The following is a 24,754-nucleotide window of genomic DNA, read 5'->3' as shown; positions in this document are numbered from 1 at the left end:
AAGTATCGCATAAAAATGGGCTATTGCCCAACATCTTTATTGGGCACGTGTAATTCTTTTGGCTGGCCTCGCTCCCGCGCTGCCGGTCCAGTAGCGGACGCCGAAGCCGCAGGTCGTAGGCTTACGTCTCAGTGACGGGTCGGCTTTCGGGAGCCTAGAAGTGTCTTCGTTCCCTCCTTGGACGCTCGATCAGCGGCCTTGATAAGCTGCTCCTGGAAATCGCCACCAATCTTGACGAACTTCGGCTCAAACAAGTGCGACGAGAGAACCTGCCGCCGGTCGGAGCAGGCGATGGCGAGTTGCAGGTAGCGCCAGCGATCGCGCTTATCATTTGCTTCCGCAGCCCGTTCGAACCAGTGCTCCGCGCGCTCCGCCTGACGATATCGGATGTTTCCGGATCGCGCCGCCCCGCCGAGAAAGCTTCCGCCCCAATCCTGGCTAAGGACCGCATCGGATTGGGCGTTCTTCGGCCGATACGAAGCCACTGTCAGCGCCAGCGCCTGATCTGCAGGAAAGACGGATGCCAGCCGCGTGGCGACGAAATTGTCGAGCCAGGGACGGGCGTAAGCGCCCTCGGCGGCCATCACCAGCCCCTCGATCTCTTTGTCGCTGGCCGCAGCCTCGAATGCCTGCTCTCGGAGAAGTTCAATCTCGGGTGAAGGCACCATCGAGAAGAGGGCTAGGTCACGGATGGGATGCTTTGCGTTGCCGACAAGCACCGTTACATGCGGCTCGACGGACCACAGGTGCATGAAGGTTTTCCCAGCAAGGTCCGCGTCGATCCGAGCGTAGTTCTGAGCCAAGACGAAGCCGAGGTTCTGAAGGTGGCGCAGCGGCCCTTCATCGCGGACGGCCAGAATGGATCGCAGCCATGCGGCATAGCGATCGCGCTGTTCGCTCGCTAGGTCGGCAAGGGCCATGGTGTAGGGGCGCTTTGCGGCCACGAGAGCTCCCTCACTCGCGAGCCCGGTTAGAAAGCGGTTGAGCTGCTCGGTGAGTAATTGCCGACGCCTGGTGAAGCGCTGGCCGGTCGTGTCGGCCAACTCGGCTGCGAGGCCCTCCATGGGATTATCGAACTTCTCTCCGCGATCGACCAGATTGTAGCGGGAGGTCGCTGGATCGTTCTCTACCTCGAGCGTGATGATCGCCTCGCTTGGAGCTTCAACCGCGATCGGCCTCGCGAGCCGATCGATAATGGCCTCGATCATGTCGGCCAACGGCTCGCGAGCAGCCGGCAGTCTCGCGGCGACCCAGTCAAGGTGCTCGTCCGGAATCTCCTCCACCAGATCCACCCGCTGGCGCCTGGCAATAGCTTCGGCAAACGCGCTACGGAGGCTGGCCGCGCGCCCTTCAAGGTCCGTGTCTTCGGGCGGGCACCTTTTGAGCACCGCAGCGTCAAGTTCAGCGTCGTCGTGCGCGCGAACAAAGGCCGCGGCTGCTGAGTTGATGGCTGTGCTCTCCTGGCCAAGGCAATCGATCACTTGCTTCCTGAGCGCTTGTGACAGCGGCCCAGGTGCTGACGCCATGGCCAGAAGCATTCGCTCAACTAGTCGCGGCTCGCCAGAATGCAGAGATTGGAGCCGGGCAACAGCTACTTCGGCGGGAAGTGGCTTCAGAAGGTCTATGTAGCGTACATAAAAGTTCGCATCAGGTGGCAGAGACAGCATCAGGTCAATCTGTTCCGCTGCGTCAAGTGACGGAAGGGCAGCCTCTACGAGCATACCGGTGATGAACTGGACGTCTCCTTCGGGTGCAAGGCTGGGGTCCATCCCGAGGTCAGCAATCCGTGTGCGGATCGCCGCCAAGCTTTCTTCACTGAGAATTGGCGAAAGCCAGGGTAAATGCCAGCCGAGTTGGCGGAGCGGCAGGCCGGTGCGGTCGCTTACTGTGCGGGCGATTCCATCGAAGACGTCCAGAACGCCATCAGGATCAAAGCGGATCAGATAGTCACGATTGCGGTCGAGGTCATGATCCTCAGCTGTCGTGCTCATGTGGTTCCAGAAAGCCGTCGGAGCGGTGTTTGCAAGCTGCGCGGTGACCTGATCGGCGTCCGATCGCCCGTCGGACATTGGATCGAGCGGGTCAGGCGTGTTTTCTTCTTTGTCAAAGGTCCTGCTGAACTGCGCCGGGTTTAGTTGCTGCGCGTCCCGGTCGGCATCCAATGTGCCAAGCATCCGGAGAACGGCCGCCGCCGCGTCCTTCGCCAGTGGCGATGCCTCAGTGTTTGAGAACCGCACTGCCTCTCGGCGGACGGCTGCTGAAAGTTCAACATGGTCCATCCTGTTGAGCCGAATGGCCCAAGCCAGATCTTCGTAGGCTCTCGAAGCTCCGACCACCTTGAGGGTCAGTGCGAACGCTATTAGGCCCGGCGCAAACTCTGCCTGGGGAAGGCCGGTAAGGTAGTTCGCTACGGCCGAGACCAGCGCCGGTGCATTTGGAAGCTGGACGCAGTGCTCCTTGAAGAAGCCACGTTCTTCGTCCGTCAACGCTGCTAGATTTCGCTCGATGCGAGCCTCTAGCTCTTGCTGTCGGCGGTTCTGATCTGCGGAATCGCCCCAATTTGAAAGCAACCGTGTCCAGCTTCCTAGCCAGCGATTGATCCGCGCCTTCAGCGCGCGCCCGACCCCCTCGCGGTCCGAGGCCTCAAAGAGCATCTGCAAATAGCGGCCGTCGTCACGTTCGGCATTGCGGGCTTCGAATGCGTCAAGGAAGGGATCGGGCCGGGCGGTGATATAGGGCAGGAGCCCATCAAAGGCCTCGTCAGATAGATTTTGCAGCGACAGCCAGCCAAGTACGAGCGCGGTGATACCCTTATCAGGACAGTTCTGATCCAGGGTGGCAGTCGCGATCGCCGCAGTCATGATGTCGGAGACGATGTCGAATCCCCTGATTGGATCAAGGATCGAAGCCATCGCCTCTTCGAGCTGCTCTGGTCGCGAGCGAAGGGCGCTGCGCATCTCGTCCGCAACGAGAAGACCCAACGCGAAGTGAAGCGTCTCCCGTCGGAACCGATAGCTCCCGCTGTCGGAATCGAAGAAGCGCCCCTCCTCGATGTCGGTGAGGTCGTTGGCGATGTTTCGGCCATCGTTGCGTTGGGCGGCTCCCGAGCGGGTTCGCCACTCATCACGGTTGAAATCCATGTCGGGCCGTTCCCGATATTCGCGGGCGTGGCGAACCAGGAGATCCCGGAAGTCGAGGTCGCTGTGACCGACAAGATCGCCGCGCTCGCGGAGCCGCGAGCGCCAATATTCCAGCAGGAGCCGGTCGATGGTGAGGTCATCAATGTGTGCGAGGGCTGGAAGCACCGCAATCGCCAGAGAGCAGATCCGCGGATTGCGCATGAACGCGTTTACTCGTGGCGTCAGCTCCTCGAGGGCGACGTTGTTCTTACCCATAATGTCCGCGAACTCGTCGTTGCTATAGTCGCCGACGTGCACAGGCAGGACGGTCTCGAAGGATAGACGGCTGGCGACTTCGCGATCCCAATAGACCCGGCGACTGGTTGCGACGACCACACCACCAAGTTCGCGCACGGCGGGCAGAAGAATGCGCAGTACCTCCGCCCAAGGCTTGCCGCTTGTTTCGTTCAGGCCATCAAGAAGCACTACGAAACGGTCGCGTGAGGACGCTCCTCTCGACCACCGCTCGATCCGTCGTCGCCATTTCGCGAACGTGAGTTCGCTTTCGCCGCCCGGCTCTTGGTCGGCCGCGAGGTGGCTCAGCATGTCTAGCGCGGTGGCGGTTTCGGAAAGATTGTTGGCAGCGCGTCCGACCGACAACAAGAGGATGGGCCTGAAGGTCGCGTTGACCCACCAGTTGGCGACCGCCCAGGTCTTACCCGATCCCTCGCCTCCCAAAACGGCGACCAGCGCATCACCTTCGCTATCCGCCTTGGCGGTCTCGACGGCTTGCGCGATCGCGGCGCGTATAAGCGGACGATCGATCGTCAGAGAAGGCGATTCCAGCGGGGCCAGAAACTGAGAGAACTGGCGCTGTGCGCGTTGGCGGCTGGCAAGCTTCTCCTCGCACCAATTCGCATTTGCCGCACGAAATGCGTCGAGGCCAAGAGAGGCGGGCGAGAGCTTGCTGTGGAGCTGGGCAAGCTGGGCCTCAAAGGCCGGATCCGCAGCGATGTCGTCGAGGCCGGCGCGAAAGGCGGCTACTTCCTCAGGCGGCCGGCGAGCCTCGACCCACGGGAGAATTTCAGCGCGGACGGCCGCGAGAAGAACTGCCAGCGGCGGCAGGCCTGTATTCGGCCAGTCAAGCGTCAATAGAGCGATGCCGCCGCGCTCCAGAATATCTTCCAGCTTGCGTTCCGTTGGTTCGCCGACTTCCACGGTCGCTGCGAGCGCCCATAGATCGACGCCCTTGGTCAACTCGAAAGCCGCAAGCGTCGCCTTTCCAGCTAACTCCTGCAGTGGAACAGAGTCCTTGTACCGCTTGGCCTCCATGGCAATCGCGAAGGGGGCATTGGGAGTGCCGCCATCGCGACCAAACTGCGAGCCCGACTTCGCGAGTCGGAAGGTTAGGCCCGTAAATGTCGCCAAGGCTTGAGCGACCAAGCCCTCGAAACCATTTTCTCCGGCAGGTGGGTCCCACTCCCGAAGCATGGCCAGCAACGCAGCGCGCGGGGCGGCGGACGGGTTCAGGATGGATGGAGGCGGTGACGAGCGAGCAGGCATGTCGACGTTGTAGAACAGGGCACCGCTTGCGGGAAATCGCCCGCGCCGGGCACAATATGAGCCAAAGCGCAGCCTGGATCAGCAGCTAAGTAGGGAGATGCCCTGCAGTTGAAAGCGCGCCGGTCCCGATGCGGGTTCCTAACGTTGGCCGGCCTCTCTGTATGCCTACGCCATCAGAAAGAGGAGGTTTGGGACAGCAAAATGCTAAGGCCGTCCCAGTGAGTCTTTCATGCACCAGAAGGTTCAAATCGCGCGGTGCGACCGAGTCTGACGTGGCCTGCTATTGAAGCGTCAACTTTCGTATGCATTTATGGCCACAGGCAATGCCTAGAGGTCTTCCGCATGGGGGCCGCGCTGGAGCCGGGGCAAAACCCCGGCTCTTGTCGTATCTAGATCCCATCAAAGCAGGAATATTTGACGCCGAGGACGGCAGCATCCGTACCTACCTGACTGTCGATCAGCTTGCCCGCGCTATTGATCGCTGCGAACATCGGGAAGTCAGCCTCGTAACGCCCACGCGCAATGGCGTAAACATAAGTGTCTGCGATCTGCATGAGCTTTGAACGCTTATCTTTACGCTCGAGATCTATCAGCGTTTTTACAAGTTCAGCTTCTTCCATTGGCGCATATTTAGCTGAGCGTTCAGCATCAAACTGCAAGCCGTTACCGGCCTTCAAGAGCGCGAAATAGCCTTTCGTCAGCTGATCAGATTTGATGTCGCATCCTTCGAACTTCACACGAAGGCGAGCTCCCTTCGAAGCGACGAATTTGGCAGTTCGCTCGACAACGATGTTGAAGGCGGTGCGACACAGATCCCATTTGGAGTCGCCGGGCCTTGAACCATACCCGCGCGCCAAGTAGCCAGGCCGGTGAACTACGCAGGCCGTTCCAATTACAGGCAGTGACGTAAGAAACGCGTGATAGTCCTGCCAAAAGCGCTCTCTTTCAGAAGTGCTTAGCTTTTCCAACCAGTTGAAATTCTTTCGCCGTGCCCGCATGTCGGTGAGGTGAAGCGGTGGGCTCATTTGAGGCCAGGATTGGCAGAAAGCATCATAGGCGGTTCGACATGTATCTTCGTCATCCGCTCTTACTACAAAGCCGCCCAGCGCAAACCACGTTGGATGTTGGTTGGCCGTCTTAGCAAGCTTATCAAGATGCCGGCTGCCAGAGTCGTCAAGATACAAATGGTAGACTGGCGGGAGTGGCGGCGATTCAGCTTCTGCGCTCATCCTGCATTTTGTACCTCAAATGCTGAGCGTGTCCACAACTAGGCCTGGCTAGGAAGTCTGAGTTAAGCGCGAACCCATCTAGCGGTCTAGTAAAGGGGCGAGCACTCCAGACCTCACGGCCATGCGCAAAGCTTCAAGATCACTGGAGTCGCTCATTCGGTGAATAGCTCTATGACAGCTTGGGCAGAGGACCGCAAAGTCGCGTACGGGGTCGAAGGTGACCGTCACTCCCTTTTCCAGTGAACTGAGCGGAACCAGATGATGCGCGTCGCATAGGCCCACCGCGTCTTCGCCGTAAATCTCCGACATCTCGAAGCCGCAGCCGCGACACCGGGTACCCTGCTGCCTTTTTACTTCGCGAGAGTGGCCGCGATCCCGCTCGATCGTTCGGTGCTGGCGATAGGTCTTCGACTGCAGCAGCCCCTTGTTAGGAATTTCGTCGGCCTCCGCTTCCTCAACGATAGTGTCCTCAGCGGCCCAGCCACCCTCTCGCTTCAGATGCGCGTAGATGTCCAGCGCCTCGACCAGGTCGGCGATCATGTCTGCGTCTGACGGCAGTTTGCGGGTGTCGTAGACTTGCCCCAGCACCGAACCCGCCTCGTATAGTTTGCCTCGCCAAACTGTCCTATCCACCCCGAGGTCCATCTCCAGCGGAGCTAGCCTAGTGGCAAGGGTGTGAGCGCGGGCACGCATTACCGCCGCACGCCGGGCTAGCTCCACTTTCGCCTTTGGAACGCTGACCGCATCCTTCAGCGTCGTGCAGCCCTGGGCAAGCGATAAATAGAGGCGCTCGCACCCCAGGCTTAGGAGATATACAACGTAGTAGTTACGTTCAGGACTTGTTGTGACGGCCGGGTCTAGCACCACGAGCCATGGCGTGTGCGTCCAATCGCCTTTCCCGACACTTCCACGAACAAGGTAGCGCTTCGCCCGGTCACCAAGCGCCGCCTTCACCGAGTCGACCAGCTGCGTCTCGACTAAGACCCTTAGCGAGTTGCCAGCAAAGGTACCGTCGTTTCTAACGGGCCTTCGCGGGTATTCCTGAACAAACTGCGCAAACGCTTCACGCACCATTGCCTCCGTGCGACTCCAACACAGTGGGTGCTTCGCCTCCGTGTCCCTAGTCAAGCTCTGGCCAGCAGTCGCGGCCGTTCCAGGCCACTAGAAAACCCATTCTCGTTCTATCCCAGGGGTCTAAGTCGAAGAGTTCGTCGCCTAGGCCCTGGCCGGGCTGTCCGAACGCTGTGACGCCTGTGCAGGACGGGACACACCATCCATCGAATAACTGACGTTGTTGGGGGATACCCGCGCGCGCCAGCGATAGCGGCCCAACTCGCGGCGATGCTCAGCCGTGTCCCGGTAGCGCTTGATTTCTAAGTCAAAGCCCTCAGGCCGAACTATCAAGTTCACGGGCACGAAAGCGTCTTTGCGGGCTAGCAATTCACCGGTCTCTGTATCAACCACTCGTAGCTTGCCGTTCAGGTAGTAGAACTTGCGAAATTCCATAGCGCTGGCGGCGACTTCCATGGCCTCCGGCGATCCATCATCAAATAACACCAGGTCGCGCTCGATTTCGAACTCCAGGCGCTCGTTCTTGATATCTAACAGGACGTGGAACTCGACGAGGCCGTCAGGTCGGCGAAAAGCCACCTTCGCGCCACCTACTACCGCCTGAAGGTGGACCGGTTCGAGGCCGCTTAGAGCGGCAAATGGAGGCTTACCCGATAGGCCGATATTGACTATCGGAAGATCGACGGACTGACCTTCTGGGCAGGCAAGGCCTCCCGCGAACGCTTCCAATGCTTCCTGGGTGAAAAGTGGTTTAAACCCGGCCAGCTCGTAGAGGTGTTCTCGATAGACCGTCGAAGTAGTCTGGATCCCGAGAATTTCCTCTGTGAGCTTGATTGCCATAGCTCGTATCAGAGGCAGGTCTTGCGTCAGGCGACGCTCGTCCTCGGGATCATCCGGGTCGATTACGGTTTGGGAGCCGATTTTACCATGCGCGGCGGCCGACCGGCAGGCTGAGTGAAGGTAATCCCCGATATTGGGCTCGGTCGCCTTCAGGCGGTCAAAGACCTCCTTGGCCTGTCGGTCAGCGACCAACGGACAATTGGCGTTGAGCCAATCTTTGATCTCGCGCGCATAGCCTTGGAAGTATGTCTCAAAGACCCGGAAGTATGAGATGACTGCGTAGGTTGCCATGTTAATGGAGGCCGCTTCTCGGCAAAGCGCCAGCGCTAAGCGCGCTTTCGGGTCTGCGGGATCGGGCAGATAATCCAGCTCGAAAGCATTTGCATTCAACATCCCAGGTCTGCGGCCCAACATGCGAAACGGCCCGCTGCCGCCGGTCCAACCTTCAACCCGCGCGCCCGCATGCTGCTTCACCCAGCAGAGGGCACTGAGGAAGCCCATAATTGCCCGGCGAGCGTCGCCGTCCAAAGCGCCTGACGGTACTTTCACAGCCAGCGCCGGGAGATGTTCCTCCTGCGTCGGCGGCAGGTAGAAGATGTCGAAACTACGATAGCTGGCTTTTTGGACCTGGGTCGGCCATGGCAGAGAGCCTGAAAGATTGGCTACCACCCACCGTCCGCGTTCTCTCAACTCCCCGACATAGGTGTCACTCAGGGACGGCAGCTGGCCCCACGCCCTCTTTGGAGGGCTTTGCGGATTTTCATCGTCGGCCGGCATCACGGCTACCGTCTGGGCTTCATGTCCAAAGAGTTGGACGTGACTGCAGTTTCACGCAAGATCGGCACTGACCGGGATGGGACTCCGCTCCCGCTAACTCCGGGCGTCTAAAGTCGGCAACTTGGCGCCACGCCGATAAACGCAATCAATGCCCTACTTGAGCAAGCAGACGCAGCAATCAGTGCCGAGAAAGAAGTGGGCGGGACGCATCGCGCTGCCTCGCCCACTTCCGCTTCAATCTAGACCCCGGGGGGCTTTGCCTTTTGGGCGGCTCACACACTACCTAGCACCTGGCGCTGTGCAAAGAGCCGACGTCGCCGGGCAAGGCTTTACCAGCCTACCGCTCCAAATCCCGCCGCTGCCGCCGCTCCAAGATTTCGGCGCCGGCTGATGACACCTTTACGAGATCACCGGCGCGGACACCCGCCGTCTCCAGCGCTTTCGCCGCCCTGGTCGATAGGAATGTCATCGTTCTGCCGGTACCTCGCTCCTCAAGCGTGATTTGCAACTCTCCTCCCGATCGGCTCGGGGCCAACCCTTTGAACCAGCCCACCACCTCGCGAGCGGTCTCCTTCATCCGATCGGCCGCACGCCGAAGCGAATGAAACAGTTCTCGAGCCTGGTCGGAATTCAGCCCGTCGAACACGCGCTCGAAAGCGTTCAGCCGCTTGTGCGCCTTGTCGAGGGCCTTCTTCAGGCGGCCGACCTCGCGGGCCTGCTCTCGCTCCCGACGCGCCAGGTGCGCCGCTTCGACGCCCTTTTGTGCAGCCGGCTTCAACTGCTCCACCACGCTTTCAGCCACGCGTGAGGCAAACGCCGCGTCGGTTTCTAGCGTTGTGGTCAGGACGCCCTTTTCGAGCACCTGACGTTCCTTCGGGAAGTTGACGTCGCGCTCGACTTCCGTCGCTCGCGAGATCGCCGTGTAGTACTCCTTGATGGTCTGGTGGCGGGCGACGCTGCCCTCTATGCCGCGCTCGAGGCCATGTTCGCGACCGACGCGTTGCCAGAAGTCGGTTTGCATTTCCGAGAGGGTTTTCTTTCCACCCAGCCACTTCTTGGCGTTCAACTTGTCGCCATCCCGGGGCACGACGTAGGCGACCAGGTGCGGCGTTTTCTCGTCGCGGTGAACATGGACGCTTATGACGTTCTCCGCGCCATGCCGGTCGCGCAGCCATTGCAGCGCTCCTCGGAAGTAAGCGGTGTCGTCACCTCGCCATTCCGGACTGTGGCCGACGAAGTACTCAATGCATAGCACGGCGTCAGAGCGGTACCTCGCCGGAAGCGCAGCGCGGATTGCCGCCAGCGCGCCGGCTCCGGTCTCGGCGCCCCAGTGCTCGTTCGCCAGCTTTAGCGCCGGATCGGCGTTGTGGGTCTCTCGCTCTCTGAACGTGTGAGCCAGGGAGCCGCCGATCTCACCGAAGCTCTTGAGCTTGGCCGTGCGTAGTATTGCGTATGCCATTGGAGTCACCGCCAGCCTGAGCGCAGCGAAGGTGTACTCACTACACCTTTGCTGGCGCAAAGGTCGTTCGGCGCTGCGCGCGCTACGGTGCTTTCAGCACGCGTCGCGACGGTGATCGCGATCCCAAGAGCGTTAGCCTCTCCGGCCAACTCCTCGCTAATTCGATCAGCCGCCAATCTGGTGCGCGCCTGCACTTCGCGCCGGTCGCTGGCCCACGTACAGGGGGCAAGCCAGCTTTTCGCCCAGTCCTCGCCGCGTCGCGCCACCGCAGCGCGCCATAGCTCGGGCGGGCCGCCGAAGGCGTGTGGATGGGGATCGGCGACGCCAACCAAGCGCAGGCCGGTACTGGCGCCACCATCAGTCCAGCAGCCCAGGTTTAGCCACCGTGAGGGATGCTTGACCATCTGGGGGTCGCGCAACCTCACTTCGGCCGCATACCGCTTGGCGCCGGAGAGCAGTTGGTCGGCCGTTCCTAGCCGATTGTCCACGATGCGACGGTAGGCAGCCTTTGCGCCCAACTTCTCGACCTTGCGCGGATAAGCCGCCCACCAGGTTTCGAAGTCTCGATCGTTCTGCGCAGGTTCTGTTACCGGCTCCTTGGAAGGTTCTCTCTTATTGGGAAGCGACAGATTGTCGGGTGACGATGCCGTTTTTGTCGGGTCTGGAGCGTCAGTTTGTCGGGTTGAGGAAGGATCGTGGCCCGACAATTTGTCGGGTCCGAACGTGTACGTGAAGGCGCCAGCGTTACCGCCCCGAGAGCTCCGCCGTTGACGCGAGATCCAGCCGTTTTGGACTAGCCAGGCTAGATGTCGCTCGACGGTTCTCTCGGATTGAGCGGTGAAGCTGGCAAGTCGCTTCACCGAGGGAAAGCACGCCCAGGCCGTCCGCTGATCTTCGCGCGCATGTTCGGCCAGGGCGACCAACACGAACTTGGCACCGACGTTGTCGACCGGGGTGCCAAACGCCCAGATGATTGCTTGTAGGCTCATAGCGGCGCGCCCATGAAGTTAGACGCTTCGCGAAAAACCCTTTGTGTATCAAAGGGCCACAAGAGACGTGTTAGACAACGCATCTCATTGTAATAATTGGAATTTAGGACATCCTCCCGGGCCGCCAGCGCTGTGTCTGTCGTTGCACGTTAAGACGTGCCCATTTCCAACTTAAGACATTCAATAATGCGAGGCGGTCGCAAATGTGGCGGCTTCAAGGTCCCGTTAGCGCCAAATGCTGACCTTGGCGCGGCCCCAGAAACGCGACGTTCAGTGGAAGTCAATCGTGACTGGAACCGCGTCAAAGCTATTGGGCTGATACCCGTTAGTCGTTGATGATCCGAAGATGAGTGCTAGGCCATCGCCGCCAGCGAGAGCGCCCCCCCCCCGTCCTTGAGGGGACTGACGGGCGGCGGCTAATCTGCCGACCCAATCCCCCGCCAGCCCGCTCAAAATCGCGCTTAGCGTGTGAAGGTTGTTCGAAAACCTTCTCGCGAGTAACGTGTTGCGGAGCGCGGGGGGCGACATGACCAATAATAAGAAAGTCGGCACGGTTGAGTGACGGCGGATCAAAGGCCAGGGACGCAACGCCAAAGGCCCGCATTGAGGCCACACGCAGCGTTGATCCCGGCGACCAAACCGAACGCAACTATCGCTATCAGCACCAGTATGGCGTGGTTTTGCTTGCCGCTGTCTGCCGGGGCTCCCGTGACTACATCTCGATCTATTGTGAGCACCATGAGGATTTCCTCTGTGAACGAGCTGATGGCTTGTTCGACGGGTATACGACCGGCCCTTCGGAGTTTCGGTCCAGCGGAGGGGCTTCGTCGGATTTGTCAGCGGCCAAGTTGCGGCTTTGTCTGCGGGCTACAAGCAGGGCCAAATAGTTGAGCACCATAGCGACACCGAGGACCGCTGCTCCTGCGAGCATAATCCAATTCACAAGCTCGTAAGAGGGGCCCATCGGACTAACTCCTATCGGGGAATTATACATCCGGTTATCGGACTTGACGATAACGGCTCCCATAGTCGGAACCCGCGATCGGTTGGCCGAAGGCTAAGCGCTACTAACATTCAGAGAAACCCCCACTTCTTGAAGAGGCGTGGGTTTAGGCGGTCCCGGTGGGGCCGAGGCACGTCTTAAGTTGGAATTACGCCCATAGGGCACGCGTTAGGTTGTTTTCCTTAAGTTGTAAGAAAAGGCCTTTTCAGCGATATCAATCACTTGGTGAGCGCGCGCGGGAGTGCACCGACAACCTCCGCCGCCACGAAGTCGCCCAGGCGATTCCACGCGCGGGCATTCAGGCGGGCGATGCACCGTTCATAGAAGTCGGTCACGGCTCTGTCTGTCGAGGTGCGCATCTCGGCTCTCGTCTCGCCTGAAACCCTGATGCCGATCGGACCTAGAGGACGCCGTCCCGCGCCGCCTGATGGACGGTGCCGACCTTTGGCTGAAAGCCAAGGCCGCGGGCGAGCGAAGCGTCGACGTGCAGGAACCACGGATCTTGAGTCGGCTCGGCCGACGGCGTCATCGCGCCGCCCACAACTTCGACCAGCTCGTAGATCGAAAGGGGCGCGTCGTCGGCGATATTGACGGTGCGTCCGTCGAAGGCGCCGGCCAGCGCCATCTCCATGGCGGTGGCGATATCGCGATGATGGATCGTGCTCATCCGGTGGCCGGGATGGAAGCCGAAGCCTTCCACATGGCGCGGCAGCGCCTCCAGATGCCCATCGGCGTCGCCATAGACGAACGGAAACCGGATGATCGACCAGTTCAGCCCGCTCCGCCTCAACGCCTCTTCAGCCGCGACCTTGCTGGCCGGATAGGCCTGCCGTGGCGCGACGACATCGCTCTCGCGCGCCGGGCGAGCGCCCTGGCGATCATAGACGTTGCTCGTGCTGGCCAGGATGAACCGCGCCGCGCCGGCATGCGCCCGCGCCGCCGCGATCAGGTTTTGCGTCCCCTCCAGATTGCTCTTCCAGATCAGATCGACGTCTTGGGTCCGGAACACGGCGGCCAGATGGATGATCGCCTCGACGCCTTCGACCGCCCTGGCTAGGGACGCCCGATCGAAGAGATCGCCCTGGACGGCCACGACGCCGGGCGGAACCTTGCCGCCCTGGCGGACAAGGGCGCGACACTCCAAACCGGCGGCCACGAGGCGCGGCGCCAGGCGTTCGCCGACGAGTCCGGTCGCTCCCGTCAGAAGAACCTTCATGTCTTTACTCCCTTGGCGTGCCGCTGGAGGCGCTCGGTCGCCAGCCTGAGCACCCGCGCCGCGGTTTCGATTTCGCTGTTCGAAAATCCATCGAACGCGACGTCCTGGATGAAGCCCAAATCAGGCAGTTCGCCCCAGAGCGATCGGCCGGCGGGCGTCAGGCGCAGCTGCTTCTGACGTAGATCGACCGTGTCCTCAGCCTGTTCCACCAGCCCCTTCCGAACCAGGGCGGTGACGACAATGCTCAAGGTCGCGCGCTCGATCTGAAGCAGGCGCGCCAGATCGCGTTGCATGGTCGGGCCGACTTCAGCCAACTGATGCAGGACGTACCATTGGGTCGCGCCCAGCCCGTGCGGGCGCAGGGCGCTGTCCATCAGCGACCGCCCCGCCAGATAGCAGCGCTTGGCCCACGCCCCGACCGAGGCGTACCGCGAATGCTCATTCTTGTTAGCCATCTAACAATATATGTTAGCTAGCAAACCGACTGTCAACGCCAGTTCAGTTCGTTAGTCCCCTTCCTGCTCGCGCGTTCCCAGAAGTCGCTTTCCGGTAGTTCAGGGGAACACTAAGCCTCTTCGAGGCGACGTTCAGCGCGGCCGCCGGAAGAGACCAACGCATTTTCCTCATCAACAGCGATGGTTGGGACAGAGCTGGCTGTCGCGACACCGACATTCCCCGGCCGCCACGTCCAAGTTGAAGGCGAGGATGGCGGTCCGAGAGCGCCTTTGGGCGCGGCGCCGCGGCGACGGCCGCATTCGCTGCTTATCGCGGGCTGCGAGCTTAAAAGACTTGCGAATGCGCGCTATACCGAAAGCCGTCGCGGTAATTGGGAGAAGAAGTTCATGGCGGACGGCTCGGGGAAGGCTATTCGGGACACATCCGAGCGCCGGCGTGAAATCACCACCATGCTCCGCTCGCGGGGTAGCGTTCAGGTCACCGCGCTGTCCGAACTGTTCGGCGTCTCGATGCAGACCATCCGCAAGGACCTGCATTATCTCGAGGAGCACGGGGTCGCCACGCGCGCCTATGGCGGCGCCATCTCGTCGGAGGTCGTGAACGCGGGAGTCGAGCCGGCGATCGAGACCAAGCGCATCAGCCACACCTCGGAAAAGGAACGGATCGGCAAGCTGGCGGCCGGCATGGTCAAGAGCGGCGACTCGATCATGCTCGATTCCGGCACCACGACGCTTCAGATCGCGCGCTTCCTGCCCGATGAGGAAGACATCACCGTCGTCACCAATGACTTCGACGTCCTCGGCGTTCTGAACCAGAAGCGCAAGATCAAGATCGTCATGCTGGGCGGCGAGCTGCGCCGCCGCAACATGGCCTTCTACGGGGCTCAGACCGTCGCGGCGCTGGACGACCTGTTGCTGGATAAGCTGTTCCTCGGCGTCGACGGCTTCGACGTGGCGCGGGGCATCACCACCCATCACGAGGCCGAGGCGCAGCTCAACCGCAAGATGGTCGAGACGGCGCGAGAGGTGATCGCCGTCACCGACGCCTCTAAGTTCGGCAAGGTCTGCCTGCACCGCATCATCGACGTGGAAGAGCTCGACGCCCTGATCACGGACGCGAGCGCGCCGGACCATATCGACCAGGCGATGCTGCGCCTGGGCGTGGAGCTCTACAAGGCCTGAGCCGTCAGCGCCGCAGGGACGCCTCCGCCCAGGTGACGACGAGCGGCAGGTCGGTGCTCAGGCGTTCGGAGCGGGCGACGATCTCGACGATCTTGACGCCTTTGATGTTGGCGCTCAGCGGTTGGGCCGCCTGGCCAAAGCCCATCGGCGGGCTCTGGGCCAACAGCTTGCCGTCGCCGTAGACCAGAAAGCGCGCCTTGTCCTTGGTGTTCAGGGTGGAGTCGTCGACCCCGACCTTGGCCTCGAACCGGGCATGTCCAGCGTTGCGCACCTCGATGCGCGAATTGGTCAAAACACCAAGGCCGGTGTCGAAGCTTCGGCCGCTGACCCGCAGAGATTGGTCATAGGGCGTCGCGTCGGCCTGGGCGCCGCCCCAGCCGGCATAGGTCGGACGCTCGCCCGAGCCGCGCGTCTCGCCCCAGGCGTTGCGCATGCGGTGGACGAGCGGGTCGGGCTGGGGCGCGATCACGCCGTCGACCGCGACGTTCACATCGCCTGGGATCTCGGACAGATAGACGCCGTCGGCGAGCTGGCGCGCGCCCGAGGCCTCGAAGACCAGCGTCTGGCGCGGGGCCAGGGTGAAGTCCGTCTCGCCGACGAACGAGGTCGGCGGCGTCGCGTCCCACAGGTTCCTGAGCGCGATGGGCGCGTCGGCGGCGAACTTCATTTGGGCGGCCGTCAGAGTCACGCGGGTCTCGGCCAGGCCGCGGTTGAACAGGGCGACGGCCTTCTTGCCGTTCGACAGCGTCTTGACGATGATCTGAACGTCGTCGGAGGCGTAGGCGATCACGCCTTGATGGCCGCCCGGGTCCTGGTTGAGCCGCACGATGTCGGCGGCGCCCCAGATGTCCATCAGCGCGCGCGGCGCCTGGCGCAGGTCGTAGCTGATCAGCAGCGGCGCGTTGATCATGGCCCAGAGCGAGAAGTGCGACCGGGCCTCGGTCAGGTGCGCCTGGTCGAAGTCGCCGTGGCCGATGAACAGGATGTCGGGGTCATTCCAGGCGCCGGGCTTGGCGTAGAGGGCGCGGGTCGAGGCGCTGTCGAAATTGTGCAACATGCGCGTCCAGGTGGGCGTGATGTCGCCGCTGGTGCGCCACAGGTGCCCGACATTCTTGCCCCAAGAGCGCACATCGGCCGAACCCCAGTTGCAGATCGCCAGGACATAGTCTCCGTCGGGGTTGTGGGCCTTGAGCGCCTGGGCCACCTGCTCGTAGAGGGCGCGGACGGCCGGCGTATCGGTCCGGCTGATCGCCGCCTGGTCGATCAAGGGCGTCAGGGGACGATAGCCCTGCTCGCGCACGAGCGCGGTTCCGGGGCCGTAGACGTCGATCCCGCAGGCGTCGACCTTGATGTAGTCGAAGCCCCACTCCTGGAAATAGAGCGCGATGTCCTGGTCGACATGGCCATGCAGCCCAACCTCGCGTTCGGCCGCCGTGCCTTCGGGCAGGTTGGGGGAGTGCAGGTCATAGGCTTGCGAGCAGGCGTTGCGGCCGATGTCGGTGTAGATGCCGGCCTTCAAGCCCATACGGTGCAACTGGTCGGTATAGGGTCGGAAGCTGGTGTCTCGTCCCGCGACCTTGGCGGACGGGAAGATCGCCGTGCGGATCTCCAGGCGGCTGTCCGAGGACCGGCGCTTGAGCCACCAGCCGTCGTCGATATTGACGTAGGTGTAGCCCAGCTTGGCCAGGCCGCTGTCGACCAGGGCCTTGGCGGCGCCCATCACCTTGGCCTCGTCGACCTGGGTCCGGAAGGCGTTCCAGGAGTTCCAGCCCATCGGCGGCGTCCGCGCCTGGGCGCGCTCGGGGATCGACCAGCGTCCCGTCGGCGCCAACGGGTCGGTCTGGGCCGCGACCGGCGAGGACAGGGCGAGCAGGCTAGCCATGGCCGCGGACGCCAGCAGGGACCTTATGATCATGGGGCGTCCGATCAGCGCTGGCGGTTGGCGAAGAACACGCGCCGGGCGTTGGCGTAGTAGATCTTGTCGATCACCGCCTTGGGCAGGGCCAGGCCGCGCGCGTCGGCGTCGATGTCGGCCACGCGCTGGGTCTCGGCGGTCGCCAGATAGGTCCAGTCCGATCGCCAGTAGTCGTGCGCCGCGGTCCGGAACGCCTGGGCGTCCTCGCCGGGGTTCAGCGTCAGGTCGGTGCCGTAGAGGATCCGATCCTGATATTTGACGAAGAAGGCGCGGACCTTCGCGTGGTCGCGGACCGACTGGTACTGGATCTGGGCCATGCGGGCGGCCAGCTCGATCACGGCGTTCGGATGGGCGTCGAGAAATTTCGAGGCCTCGTCGACGCTCCACTCCAGGCTGGCCATGTGGGCCCCGACGAAGCGCAGCTTGGGGTGGGCGGCGACCATGGCGTCGCGACGGGCCATCAGCGCCTCGTAGCTGGGCATCTCCGGGTGGAGATACATGTGGTATTCCGGGTGGGCGCTGAAATAGAGCTTGTCGTTCTTGGTCGTCATTTCCTCGATCGGCAGCCAGCAGTTGCGAGGCTCGCCCTGGTGCGCGATCAGCGGGATGTGCCGGGCCACCAGGTGATCGAGGACCGGATCGAAGCCCTTGTCGTCAATGAAGATCAGCTGGCCCTTCGCGTCGCGCTCGACCATGCCGACGTTCTTCCACACCTTGACGGCCAGGGCGCCCTGGCCGAACTCGGCGTCGAGAGCTTGGTTGGTCTCGCGCGCCCAGTTCCGATCGCCGAACCCCTTCATCGAGAAGGTGGCGGCGTAGTGAAAGCGCTTGGGATCGGCCTTGGTGAAGTGGTGGGCGACGTCGGCCTGGGTCTGGATGGACGGGAAAGCCGGATAGTCGACGTTGATCGACAGGATCTCGAAATTGTCGGCGGCCGCCTGATCCAGGAACGCCTGGTCCTGGACATTGACGTGAACGTGGGCGTCGAACTTCCGCACCGTGGCGAAGTCCGCGACGCCATAGGTCTCCGTAGCGGCTCGCGCGGCGGACGCGCCGACGAGCAGCGCGAGCGGGGCGGCCATGGTGAGTAGCAAACGCCGATCCAGCCTCATGAGCCAATCCACCCTGTTTTGATGCGCACCCTAAAACAACAAAGCGAAACTTATGCTTTCGTTTTGTGCGTCTTTTTGTTTGCCTTTTAAAACCGGCCTATGCAAGATCATTTTCGTACGCAGGGAGGCCGCGAATGATCACGAAACCGCTTGTGAGCCGGCGCGGCATGCTGAGCCTCTTTGGCGGCACCGTTCTGGCCGCCGGAGCGCTGGGCGGCGGTCGCGCCTGGGCCGCGGTGGCGGTCGCCCGCGCGGGCGACCAGGCCCTGACGATCGAATTCGACACGGCGCTCAACAGCCGACTGATCTGCGGCCTCGGCGGCAAGGCCGTCGCGCTGACCGACTTCGGCCCGTCGGAGACCGTGACGCTGAAGGGCGGCCGCGCCGTCGACCGTTTCAACTTCGCCGAACACCTCAAGGCGCCGGTCAAGGACGCGCACGGGGCGGGGGTTCGCCATACGGTGCGCGGCGTATCGCCCGAGGGGCTCGAAAAGACCGTCACCCTGACCTTCCACGAGCGCTATCCGGGCTTTCCCCTGGTAACGGTCGCCTGGCGTAACACCGGACGCGCGCCGCTCGACATCGAGAGCTGGCGCCTGGGCGCCCATTCGCTGAAATCGTCTGGCGCGGGATTCTGGTCCTGGTCCGGCTCGACCCACGAAGACCGGCGGGACTGGGTTCAGCCGGTCAAGGACGGTTTCGAGCAGGACAACTTCATGGGCATGAACGCGTCCGACTATGGGTCGGGCACGCCGATCGCCGATGTCTGGCGGCCTGATTTCGGCCTGGCCGTCGGCCATGTCGAAACCACGCCCAAGCTCATCTCCCTGCCCATCATCGCCTCGCCGGCCGGCGTCACCGTGGCGCTGGTCGAGGCGAGGGCGACAACGCTGAAACCGGGGGAGTCGCTGGTTTCGCTGGACAGCTTCATCGCGGTCCACCAGCGCGACTACTACGCGACCCTCGACGCCTATCGCCGGGTGATGGCCGATCACGGCCTGGCCGCGCCCAAGCCTCCGGAAGGCGCCTACGAGCCGATCTGGTGCGCCTGGGGCTACGACCGCGACTTCACCGTCGCCGAGGTCGAGGGCACGTACGGCAAGGTCCGCGAGCTGGGCTTCAAATGGGCCGTGCTCGACGACGGCTGGCAGACCAACGAGGGCGACTGGGCGCTGGATCCGCGCAAGTTCCGCTCGGAGGCGGAGATGGTCGCTTTCGTCAAGGCGATCCGCGCGGCGGGCTTGAAGCCCAAGCTGTGGCTGGCGCCGCTGGCGGTCGATCCGGGTTCGGACCTGCTGCACGACCATACCGACATGCTGCTGCTGGACGCCAATGGCGCGGTGCAGAACGTGACGTGGTGGAACGCCTTCTACCTTTGTCCCGCCTATCAGCCGACGCGCGACTACACCCAGAAGCTGGTGCGCAAGATCATCGGCGAATGGGGCTACGAGGGTCTGAAGCTGGACGGCCAGCACATGAACGGCGTGGCGCCCTGCCACAACCCCGCCCACGAGCACGTGCGCCCAGAGGAATCGGTCGAGAGGCTGCAGGACTTCTGGAAGATGGTCTACGACACCGCGCGCGAGGCCAATCCCGAGGCGGTGGTCGAGTTCTGCCCGTGCGGCACCTCCTACGCCTTCCACAACCTGCCTTATACAAACCAGGTCCCGGCCTCCGATCCGCTGTCGTCCTGGCAGGTGCGCCTGAAGGGCAAGTCGCTGAAGGCCTTGATGGGGCGCGACGCGGCCTATGCCGGCGACCATGTCGAACTCAGCGACGGCGGCGCCGATTTCGCCTCCAGCGTCGGGATCGGCGCGGTCATCTCGACCAAGTTCACCTGGCCCAACGAAGGGCGCGGCAAGGACGCCAACTTCCGCCTGACGCCCGAGCGCGAGGCGCTGTGGCGCAAATGGGCCGATCTGTATTCGGCCAAGATGCTGCCGAAGGGCCGATACCTGGGCGAGCTTTACGACATCGGCTTCGACAAGCCCGAAGCCCATGCGATCGAAAAGGACGGACGGCTCTACTACGCCTTCTATGCGCCGCGGTGGGACGGCCCCATCGAGCTGCGCGGGCTGGGCGAGGGCGAGTACCGCCTGACCGACTATTTCCACGGCAAGGACCTCGGCAGGGTCAGCGCCAAGAACCCGCGCCTGCCCGCGATGTTCGAGAAGTTTCTGCTGATCGAGGCCGTTCCCCTGAAGGGCGCCCGCGCATGACCGACACCTCCGCCGCCGTCACGCCCGCCGCGCCTCCGCGCCGCTGGCTGAGCTTCGCGGCCCTGACCGTCGTGCTGTGGGGCGTCTGGGGCGCCTTCGCGGGCGTCTCGGCCCAGCGCGGCTTTCCCGAGACCCTCGTCTACTGCGTCTGGGCCCTGACCATGATCGCGCCAGCCGTGATCGTCATGCACCGCGAGAAGTGGAAACTCGACCGCGATCCGCGCTCGATCCTGCACGGCCTGTTGATCGGTCTGACCGGGGCCGGCGGACAGATGATCCTGTTCTACGCCGTGACCACGGGGCCGGCCTACCTGGTCTTCCCCATCATCTCCCTGTCCCCGCTCGTCACGATCGTCATGTCGTTCGTGCTGCTGAAGGAGCGCACGACCCGGCTTGGCGCCCTGGGCGTCGTGCTGGCGCTGGTCGCCCTGCCTTTGTTCGACTTCTCGCCGAAGGGCTTTTCGTTCGCGCAAGGGGCGGCCTGGTTCCCCCTGGCCCTGATCGTGATGCTGTGCTGGGGCGTCCAGGCCTATTTCATGAAGCTGGCGAACGCGCGCATGAGCGCCGAGAGCATCTTCTTCTACATGATGATCAGCGGCTTGCTGGTCGCGCCGGCGGCCATCGCCATGACCGACTTCTCCAAGCCCATCAACTGGGGTTGGGACGGACCCTGGCTGGCGGCGGGCATCCAGATGCTGAACGCCATCGGCGCCCTGGCCCTGGTCTACGCCTTCCGCCATGGCAAGGCGATCGTGGTGGCGCCGCTGACCAACGCCGGCGGCCCCCTGATCACCGCGGTGATCTCGCTGCTGGTCGCCGGGGTCGTGCCCGGCGAGTTCAAGATGGCCGGGCTGGCGCTGGCGGTGATCGCCTCGGCCCTGCTGGCCCTCGCGCCCTGACGTCTTTTCCGCGCGCCTGACCGCGCCCCGCATCCCCTCCCCCCTGTTTCCTTAGAGCGGCCGTCTCCTGCGCGGTCGCTCTCCTTTTTTTGCGCGCGCGAGCCTCAAAGCGAAATTTCGATCTTTCGTTTTCATTGCTTTGGTTGCGTTGCGTTATCTTGCGGGGTAGGTTGCGCTTCATTCACGAAGGGTTTCATGATGAAGGCGATGCTCGACCTGATCGCCCGGCATAAGTCCGGTCAGGCCTGCGGGATATATTCGGTCTGCTCGGCTCACCCCCTGGTCATCGAGGCGGCGTTCGTTCACGCGCTAGGCGCCGGGGTCGACGTCGTGCTGATCGAGGCCACCTGCAATCAGGTCAATCAGGACGGCGGCTATACCGGCATGACCCCGGACCTGTTCCGCGACTTCGTGCGCGCGATCGCCGACAAGGTCGGGCTGGCGCGGGAGCGGATTCTCCTGGGCGGCGATCACCTGGGGCCCAATCCCTGGACTCGCCTGAACGCGGACGAGGCCATGGCCAAGGCCGAGGTGCTCATCGAGGGGTATGTCGCCGCCGGTTTCCGCAAGATCCACGCCGACTGCTCGATGTCGTGCGCTGACGACCCCACGCCCCTGCCCGAGGACACCATCGCCCGCCGCGCCGCGCGCCTGATCGCGGTCGCCGAGGCGACGCAAAAGCGAGTCGGCGGCGAGCCTTGCGTCTATGTGATCGGAACCGAGGTGCCGGTGCCTGGCGGCGCGGCCGAGGACCTGCCGGAACTGGAGGCGACCACGCCGGAAGCCGCCCTGGCCACCATCCAGGCGCACCGCGCGATCTTCGCCGCCGAGGGACTGGAGGACGCGTGGCCTCGGGTGATCGCCGCGGTGGTCCAGCCCGGCGTCGAGTTCGATCATCACAAGGTCATCGACTACGACCGCGCCAAGGCCGCGCGCCTGAGCCGTGCGCTCGACGGCCAGCCTCACATCGTGTTCGAGGCTCATTCGACCGACTACCAGACGCCCAAGGCGCTGAAAGCGCTGGTCGAGGACCACTTCGCCATTCTCAAGGTCGGGCCGGGCGTCACCTTCGCGCTGCGCGAAGCCTTCTGGGCGCTTGACGCCATCGAGCGTGAGTGGGTCGGCGAGGATCGCGCGTCGCGCTTCCGCCAGATCGCCATCGAGCGCATGCGGGCCGATCCGCGCAACTGGGACAAGTACTATCACGCCACCGGCGCGGCGCTTCAGTTCGATTTGCAGTACAGCCTGTCCGACCGCATCCGCTACTATTGGCCCGATCCGCGGATCATGGCCGCGCAAGAGGCGATGTTCGCCAACCTCACCGACAATCCGCCGCCCTTGGCATTGATCAGCCAATATTTGCCGGAGGCCTACGCGGCCATCCGCAACGCGGCCTTGACGCCGACCCCTTCCCATCTGGTGATCGCCCATATTGGCGCGACCCTCGAGGCCTATCGCGCGGCCTGCGCGCCAGAATCGGAACCTGCCCATGCGTGACGACATCTTCCTGGGCCTGGACGAGGCCGAACTCGAGCGCCGCGGCGGCCTTTGGACCGCGCGCGAGATCGTCCAGCAGCCGGCCATGCTGAGGGAAACCCAGGCGCTGCTGATGGGCCATCGCGCCCGGATCGAGGCGTTCCTGGCGCCCCTGCTGGCCCAGCCCGGCCTACGGATCATCCTGACGGGGGCTGGGACGTCGGCCTTCATCGGCCAGTGCCTGGCGCCGGTCCTGGCCTCGCGGCTGGGCCGTCGTGTCGAGGCCATTCCGACAACCGATCTGGTCTGCGCGCCGCAGCTCTATTTCGAGGCCGACACCCCCACCGTGCTGGTGTCGTTCGGACGGTCCGGCAACAGTCCCGAGAGCGTGGCGGCGGCCCAGCTGGCCGACCGGCTGGTCACGACGCTCCATCACCTGGTGATCACTTGCAACGCCGAGGGCGCGCTGGCGGCCTACGGCCAGGGCGCCCGGGGGCTGACCATCGATCTGCCCGAGGCGACGCACGACCGCGGCTTCGCCATGACCTCCAGCTTTTCGTGCATGACCTATGCGGCGCTGGCGGTGTTCAGCGGCGTGACGACGATGGAGGCGCGGATCGAAGCGATCGCGCGGGCGACCGAGCGGGTGGTCGTCGACTACACCGCCGTCATGCGGGCCGTGGCGGCGGAGGGCTACGAGCGCGTGGTCTATCTGGGCAGCCACATCTTCCAGGGGCTGGCGCGAGAGGCGGGCCTGAAGCTTCTGGAGCTGACCAACGGCGCCCTGGTGACCATGTTCGACTCGCCGCTGGGCTTCCGGCACGGGCCCAAGACCATCGTCAACGGCCGGACGCTGGTCGTCGTCTTCTTCTCGAACAACGCCTACACCCGCAGCTATGATTTCGACCTCCTGGGCGAGCTGCAGCGCGACAACGACGCCGCGCGCGTCGTCGCCATCACCGCTCAGGACGGGCTGGGACTTCCGAGCGATGACGAGATCACCGTTCAGGGGCTCAAGGACGCGGACGACGCCGAACTGCTCTTCCCCTATGTCGTGGCGCCCCAGATCTTCGCCTTCTTCGCGTCGCTGCGCCTGGGCCTGACGCCCGACAAGCCCAACACGTCGGGCACGGTCAATCGGGTCGTGCAGGGCGTTCGCATCCACGAGCTGGGTTGACGATGGGTGAGATGACCTCGCGTTCGAGCTATTTCCTGGGCGTGGACGGCGGCGGCACCAAGACGTCCTTCGTCCTCACCGACGGCGAAGGCCGCGAGTTGGCCCGTCACGAGGGTGGGTCCAGCTATCATATCCAGGTGGGTTTCGAGGGGCTCCACGCCCTGCTGCAGGACGGGGTCCTGGCGGTGCTGGGCAAGGCCGGCGTCTCGGCGGACGCCGTCGACTTCGCTTTCTTCGGCCTGCCGGCCCACGGCGAGGACGCTCAGGTCCAGCCCTTCCTGGACGTCATTCCCGAGGCCGTGCTGGGCCATCGTCGCTATGCCTGCGGCAACGACATGATCTGCGGTTGGGCCGGTTCGCTAGGGGGCGAGGACGGCATAAACATCGTCGCCGGCACCGGCTCGATCGGCTATGGCGAGCGCCAGGGCCTGTCGGCCCGAGGCGGCGGCTGGGGCGAGGTCTTCTCCGACGAAGGCTCGGCCTACTGGATCGCTGTCCAAGGCCTGAACGCCTTTTCGCGCATGGCCGACGGCCGCCTGCCGCGTGGGCCCCTGTACGACCTGCTGACGACCGAACTGGATCTCAAGAACGATCTGGAACTGTGCGCCTATGTCTATGGCGAGACGAGTCCGCGGCGGGACCGGATCGCGGCGCTCTCGCGACTCGTGGCCCGGGCGGTGGCCCTGGGTGACGAGGCCGCGCGCCGCATCTTCACCGAGGCCGGCCGAGAACTCGCGGCGATCGTCGAGGCGATCCGCGGGCGCTTGCGATACGAGGCAGGCGAGACGGTCAGCCTCTCCTATTCGGGCGGCGTGTTCCAGGGCGGCGAGCTGATCCTGCAGCCCTTCCGCCAACAGCTCGAGGCCTATTCGTCGGGCTATCGCCTGGTGAAGCCCCGCTACAGCCCCGCCTTCGGCGCGGCGCTTTACGCGGCGCGCTTGAGCGGTCGCCCGATGCGGCCGCCGGCCGACGCCTGAGCCTGGGCATCGGGAGCCTACGGGCCCCACGCCCCCGTCCGTGCGCGAAAGATCGACATTTGTGCAACGGAACTGC

The 24,754-nt window shown here is 63.5% G+C and carries 17 protein-coding genes; 7 read left to right on the top strand and 10 right to left on the bottom strand.

Going from position 1 to position 24,754, the window contains the following annotated elements; all coding sequences use genetic code 11:
• Positions 1–128 precede the first annotated feature (128 nt).
• From J2728_RS03430 to J2728_RS03405, 6 genes are all read right to left on the bottom strand, one after another.
• Positions 129–4,619: a hypothetical protein gene (locus J2728_RS03430; RefSeq protein WP_309996376.1), complete on the bottom strand. Its 4,491-nt coding sequence runs from the start codon at positions 4,617–4,619 to the stop codon at positions 129–131.
• A 452-nt stretch (positions 4,620–5,071) separates the two neighbouring features.
• Positions 5,072–5,911, bottom strand: a complete 840-nt coding sequence (locus J2728_RS03425) for a DUF3800 domain-containing protein (protein WP_309996374.1) — start codon at positions 5,909–5,911, stop codon at positions 5,072–5,074.
• Positions 5,912–5,989: 78 nt separating this feature from the next.
• Positions 5,990–6,985, bottom strand: coding sequence for an MrcB family domain-containing protein (locus tag J2728_RS03420; RefSeq protein ID WP_309996371.1), 996 nt, complete (start codon positions 6,983–6,985; stop codon positions 5,990–5,992).
• A 141-nt stretch (positions 6,986–7,126) separates the two neighbouring features.
• Positions 7,127–8,599 carry a methylamine utilization protein MauJ gene (gene mauJ, locus J2728_RS03415; RefSeq protein WP_309996370.1) on the bottom strand — a complete coding sequence of 491 codons (1,473 nt, stop codon included), beginning with the start codon at positions 8,597–8,599 and terminating at the stop codon, positions 7,127–7,129.
• 337 nt (positions 8,600–8,936) lie between these two features.
• Positions 8,937–10,058 carry a MobV family relaxase gene (gene mobV / locus J2728_RS03410; protein ID WP_309996368.1) on the bottom strand — a complete coding sequence of 374 codons (1,122 nt, stop codon included), beginning with the start codon at positions 10,056–10,058 and terminating at the stop codon, positions 8,937–8,939.
• Positions 10,059–10,063: 5 nt separating this feature from the next.
• Positions 10,064–11,047: a helix-turn-helix domain-containing protein gene (locus J2728_RS03405; RefSeq protein ID WP_309996365.1), complete on the bottom strand. Its 984-nt coding sequence runs from the start codon at positions 11,045–11,047 to the stop codon at positions 10,064–10,066.
• A gap of 554 nt (positions 11,048–11,601) precedes the next feature.
• Here J2728_RS03405 and J2728_RS22230 point away from each other — a divergent pair.
• Positions 11,602–11,934 carry a dsDNA nuclease domain-containing protein gene (locus tag J2728_RS22230; RefSeq protein ID WP_404979693.1) on the top strand — a complete coding sequence of 111 codons (333 nt, stop codon included), beginning with the start codon at positions 11,602–11,604 and terminating at the stop codon, positions 11,932–11,934.
• Positions 11,935–12,450: 516 nt separating this feature from the next.
• On the opposite strand, the gene J2728_RS03400 is transcribed toward J2728_RS22230, so the two are convergent.
• Both J2728_RS03400 and J2728_RS03395 read right to left on the bottom strand, forming a co-directional pair.
• Positions 12,451–13,266 carry an NAD-dependent epimerase/dehydratase family protein gene (locus tag J2728_RS03400; protein ID WP_309996362.1) on the bottom strand — a complete coding sequence of 272 codons (816 nt, stop codon included), beginning with the start codon at positions 13,264–13,266 and terminating at the stop codon, positions 12,451–12,453.
• A complete protein-coding gene (locus J2728_RS03395; RefSeq protein ID WP_309996360.1) occupies positions 13,263–13,721 on the bottom strand; it encodes a MarR family winged helix-turn-helix transcriptional regulator in 459 nt (152 codons plus the stop codon). Before J2728_RS03395 ends, J2728_RS03400 begins: the two co-directional genes overlap by 4 nt.
• Positions 13,722–14,108: 387 nt before the next feature.
• On the opposite strand from J2728_RS03395, the gene agaR reads away from it, so the two are divergent.
• Positions 14,109–14,903 (top strand): transcriptional repressor AgaR, encoded by a 795-nt coding sequence (agaR, locus tag J2728_RS03390; RefSeq protein WP_309996357.1) that lies wholly within the window; start codon positions 14,109–14,111, stop codon positions 14,901–14,903.
• A 4-nt stretch (positions 14,904–14,907) separates the two neighbouring features.
• Here agaR and J2728_RS03385 read toward each other — a convergent pair whose 3' ends face one another.
• Complete coding sequence (locus J2728_RS03385; RefSeq protein WP_309996355.1) at positions 14,908–16,818, bottom strand: NPCBM/NEW2 domain-containing protein; 1,911 nt, start codon at positions 16,816–16,818, stop codon at positions 14,908–14,910.
• 11 nt (positions 16,819–16,829) lie between these two features.
• Complete coding sequence (locus tag J2728_RS03380; RefSeq protein WP_309996352.1) at positions 16,830–17,930, bottom strand: amidohydrolase family protein; 1,101 nt, start codon at positions 17,928–17,930, stop codon at positions 16,830–16,832.
• A gap of 134 nt (positions 17,931–18,064) precedes the next feature.
• On the opposite strand from J2728_RS03380, the gene J2728_RS03375 reads away from it, so the two are divergent.
• From J2728_RS03375 to J2728_RS03355, 5 genes are all read left to right on the top strand, one after another.
• Positions 18,065–20,149, top strand: coding sequence for a glycoside hydrolase family 36 protein (locus J2728_RS03375; RefSeq protein WP_309996350.1), 2,085 nt, complete (start codon positions 18,065–18,067; stop codon positions 20,147–20,149).
• Positions 20,146–21,048 carry an EamA family transporter gene (locus J2728_RS03370; RefSeq protein WP_309996346.1) on the top strand — a complete coding sequence of 301 codons (903 nt, stop codon included), beginning with the start codon at positions 20,146–20,148 and terminating at the stop codon, positions 21,046–21,048. Before J2728_RS03375 ends, J2728_RS03370 begins: the two co-directional genes overlap by 4 nt.
• Positions 21,049–21,243: 195 nt before the next feature.
• Positions 21,244–22,545, top strand: a complete 1,302-nt coding sequence (locus J2728_RS03365) for a D-tagatose-bisphosphate aldolase, class II, non-catalytic subunit (RefSeq protein ID WP_309996343.1) — start codon at positions 21,244–21,246, stop codon at positions 22,543–22,545.
• Entirely contained in the window at positions 22,538–23,701 is a 1,164-nt protein-coding gene (locus J2728_RS03360) for an SIS domain-containing protein (RefSeq protein WP_309996341.1), read from the top strand. Before J2728_RS03365 ends, J2728_RS03360 begins: the two co-directional genes overlap by 8 nt.
• Positions 23,702–23,712: 11 nt before the next feature.
• The gene (locus J2728_RS03355; protein WP_309996340.1) at positions 23,713–24,678 is read left to right on the top strand and encodes an N-acetylglucosamine kinase; all 966 of its coding nucleotides are present in this window, start codon (positions 23,713–23,715) and stop codon (positions 24,676–24,678) included.
• The last annotated feature ends 76 nt before the right edge of the window (positions 24,679–24,754 follow it).

Source organism: Caulobacter segnis, assembly GCF_031454995.1.
GTDB classification, from domain to species: Bacteria; Pseudomonadota; Alphaproteobacteria; order Caulobacterales; family Caulobacteraceae; genus Caulobacter; species Caulobacter segnis_E.
The sequence above is the reverse complement of the archived record's forward strand: the minus strand, read 5'-3'. Positions and strand labels throughout refer to the sequence as shown.

What these genes read in the sequence shown, in the direction of transcription:
- J2728_RS03425 (WP_309996374.1), bottom strand. Translation starts at nt 5,911, where the DNA reads ATGAGCGCAGAAGCTGAATCGCCGCCACTCCCGCCAGTCTACCATTTG.
- J2728_RS03420 (WP_309996371.1), bottom strand. Translation starts at nt 6,985, where the DNA reads ATGGTGCGTGAAGCGTTTGCGCAGTTTGTTCAGGAATACCCGCGAAGG.
- mauJ (WP_309996370.1), bottom strand. Translation starts at nt 8,599, where the DNA reads ATGCCGGCCGACGATGAAAATCCGCAAAGCCCTCCAAAGAGGGCGTGG.
- mobV (WP_309996368.1), bottom strand. Translation starts at nt 10,058, where the DNA reads ATGGCATACGCAATACTACGCACGGCCAAGCTCAAGAGCTTCGGTGAG.
- J2728_RS03405 (WP_309996365.1), bottom strand. Translation starts at nt 11,047, where the DNA reads ATGAGCCTACAAGCAATCATCTGGGCGTTTGGCACCCCGGTCGACAAC.
- J2728_RS03400 (WP_309996362.1), bottom strand. Translation starts at nt 13,266, where the DNA reads ATGAAGGTTCTTCTGACGGGAGCGACCGGACTCGTCGGCGAACGCCTG.
- J2728_RS03395 (WP_309996360.1), bottom strand. Translation starts at nt 13,721, where the DNA reads ATGGCTAACAAGAATGAGCATTCGCGGTACGCCTCGGTCGGGGCGTGG.
- agaR (WP_309996357.1), top strand. Translation starts at nt 14,109, where the DNA reads ATGGCGGACGGCTCGGGGAAGGCTATTCGGGACACATCCGAGCGCCGG.
- J2728_RS03385 (WP_309996355.1), bottom strand. Translation starts at nt 16,818, where the DNA reads ATGATCATAAGGTCCCTGCTGGCGTCCGCGGCCATGGCTAGCCTGCTC.
- J2728_RS03380 (WP_309996352.1), bottom strand. Translation starts at nt 17,930, where the DNA reads ATGAGGCTGGATCGGCGTTTGCTACTCACCATGGCCGCCCCGCTCGCG.
- J2728_RS03375 (WP_309996350.1), top strand. Translation starts at nt 18,065, where the DNA reads ATGATCACGAAACCGCTTGTGAGCCGGCGCGGCATGCTGAGCCTCTTT.
- J2728_RS03370 (WP_309996346.1), top strand. Translation starts at nt 20,146, where the DNA reads ATGACCGACACCTCCGCCGCCGTCACGCCCGCCGCGCCTCCGCGCCGC.
- J2728_RS03365 (WP_309996343.1), top strand. Translation starts at nt 21,244, where the DNA reads ATGATGAAGGCGATGCTCGACCTGATCGCCCGGCATAAGTCCGGTCAG.
- J2728_RS03360 (WP_309996341.1), top strand. Translation starts at nt 22,538, where the DNA reads ATGCGTGACGACATCTTCCTGGGCCTGGACGAGGCCGAACTCGAGCGC.
- J2728_RS03355 (WP_309996340.1), top strand. Translation starts at nt 23,713, where the DNA reads ATGACCTCGCGTTCGAGCTATTTCCTGGGCGTGGACGGCGGCGGCACC.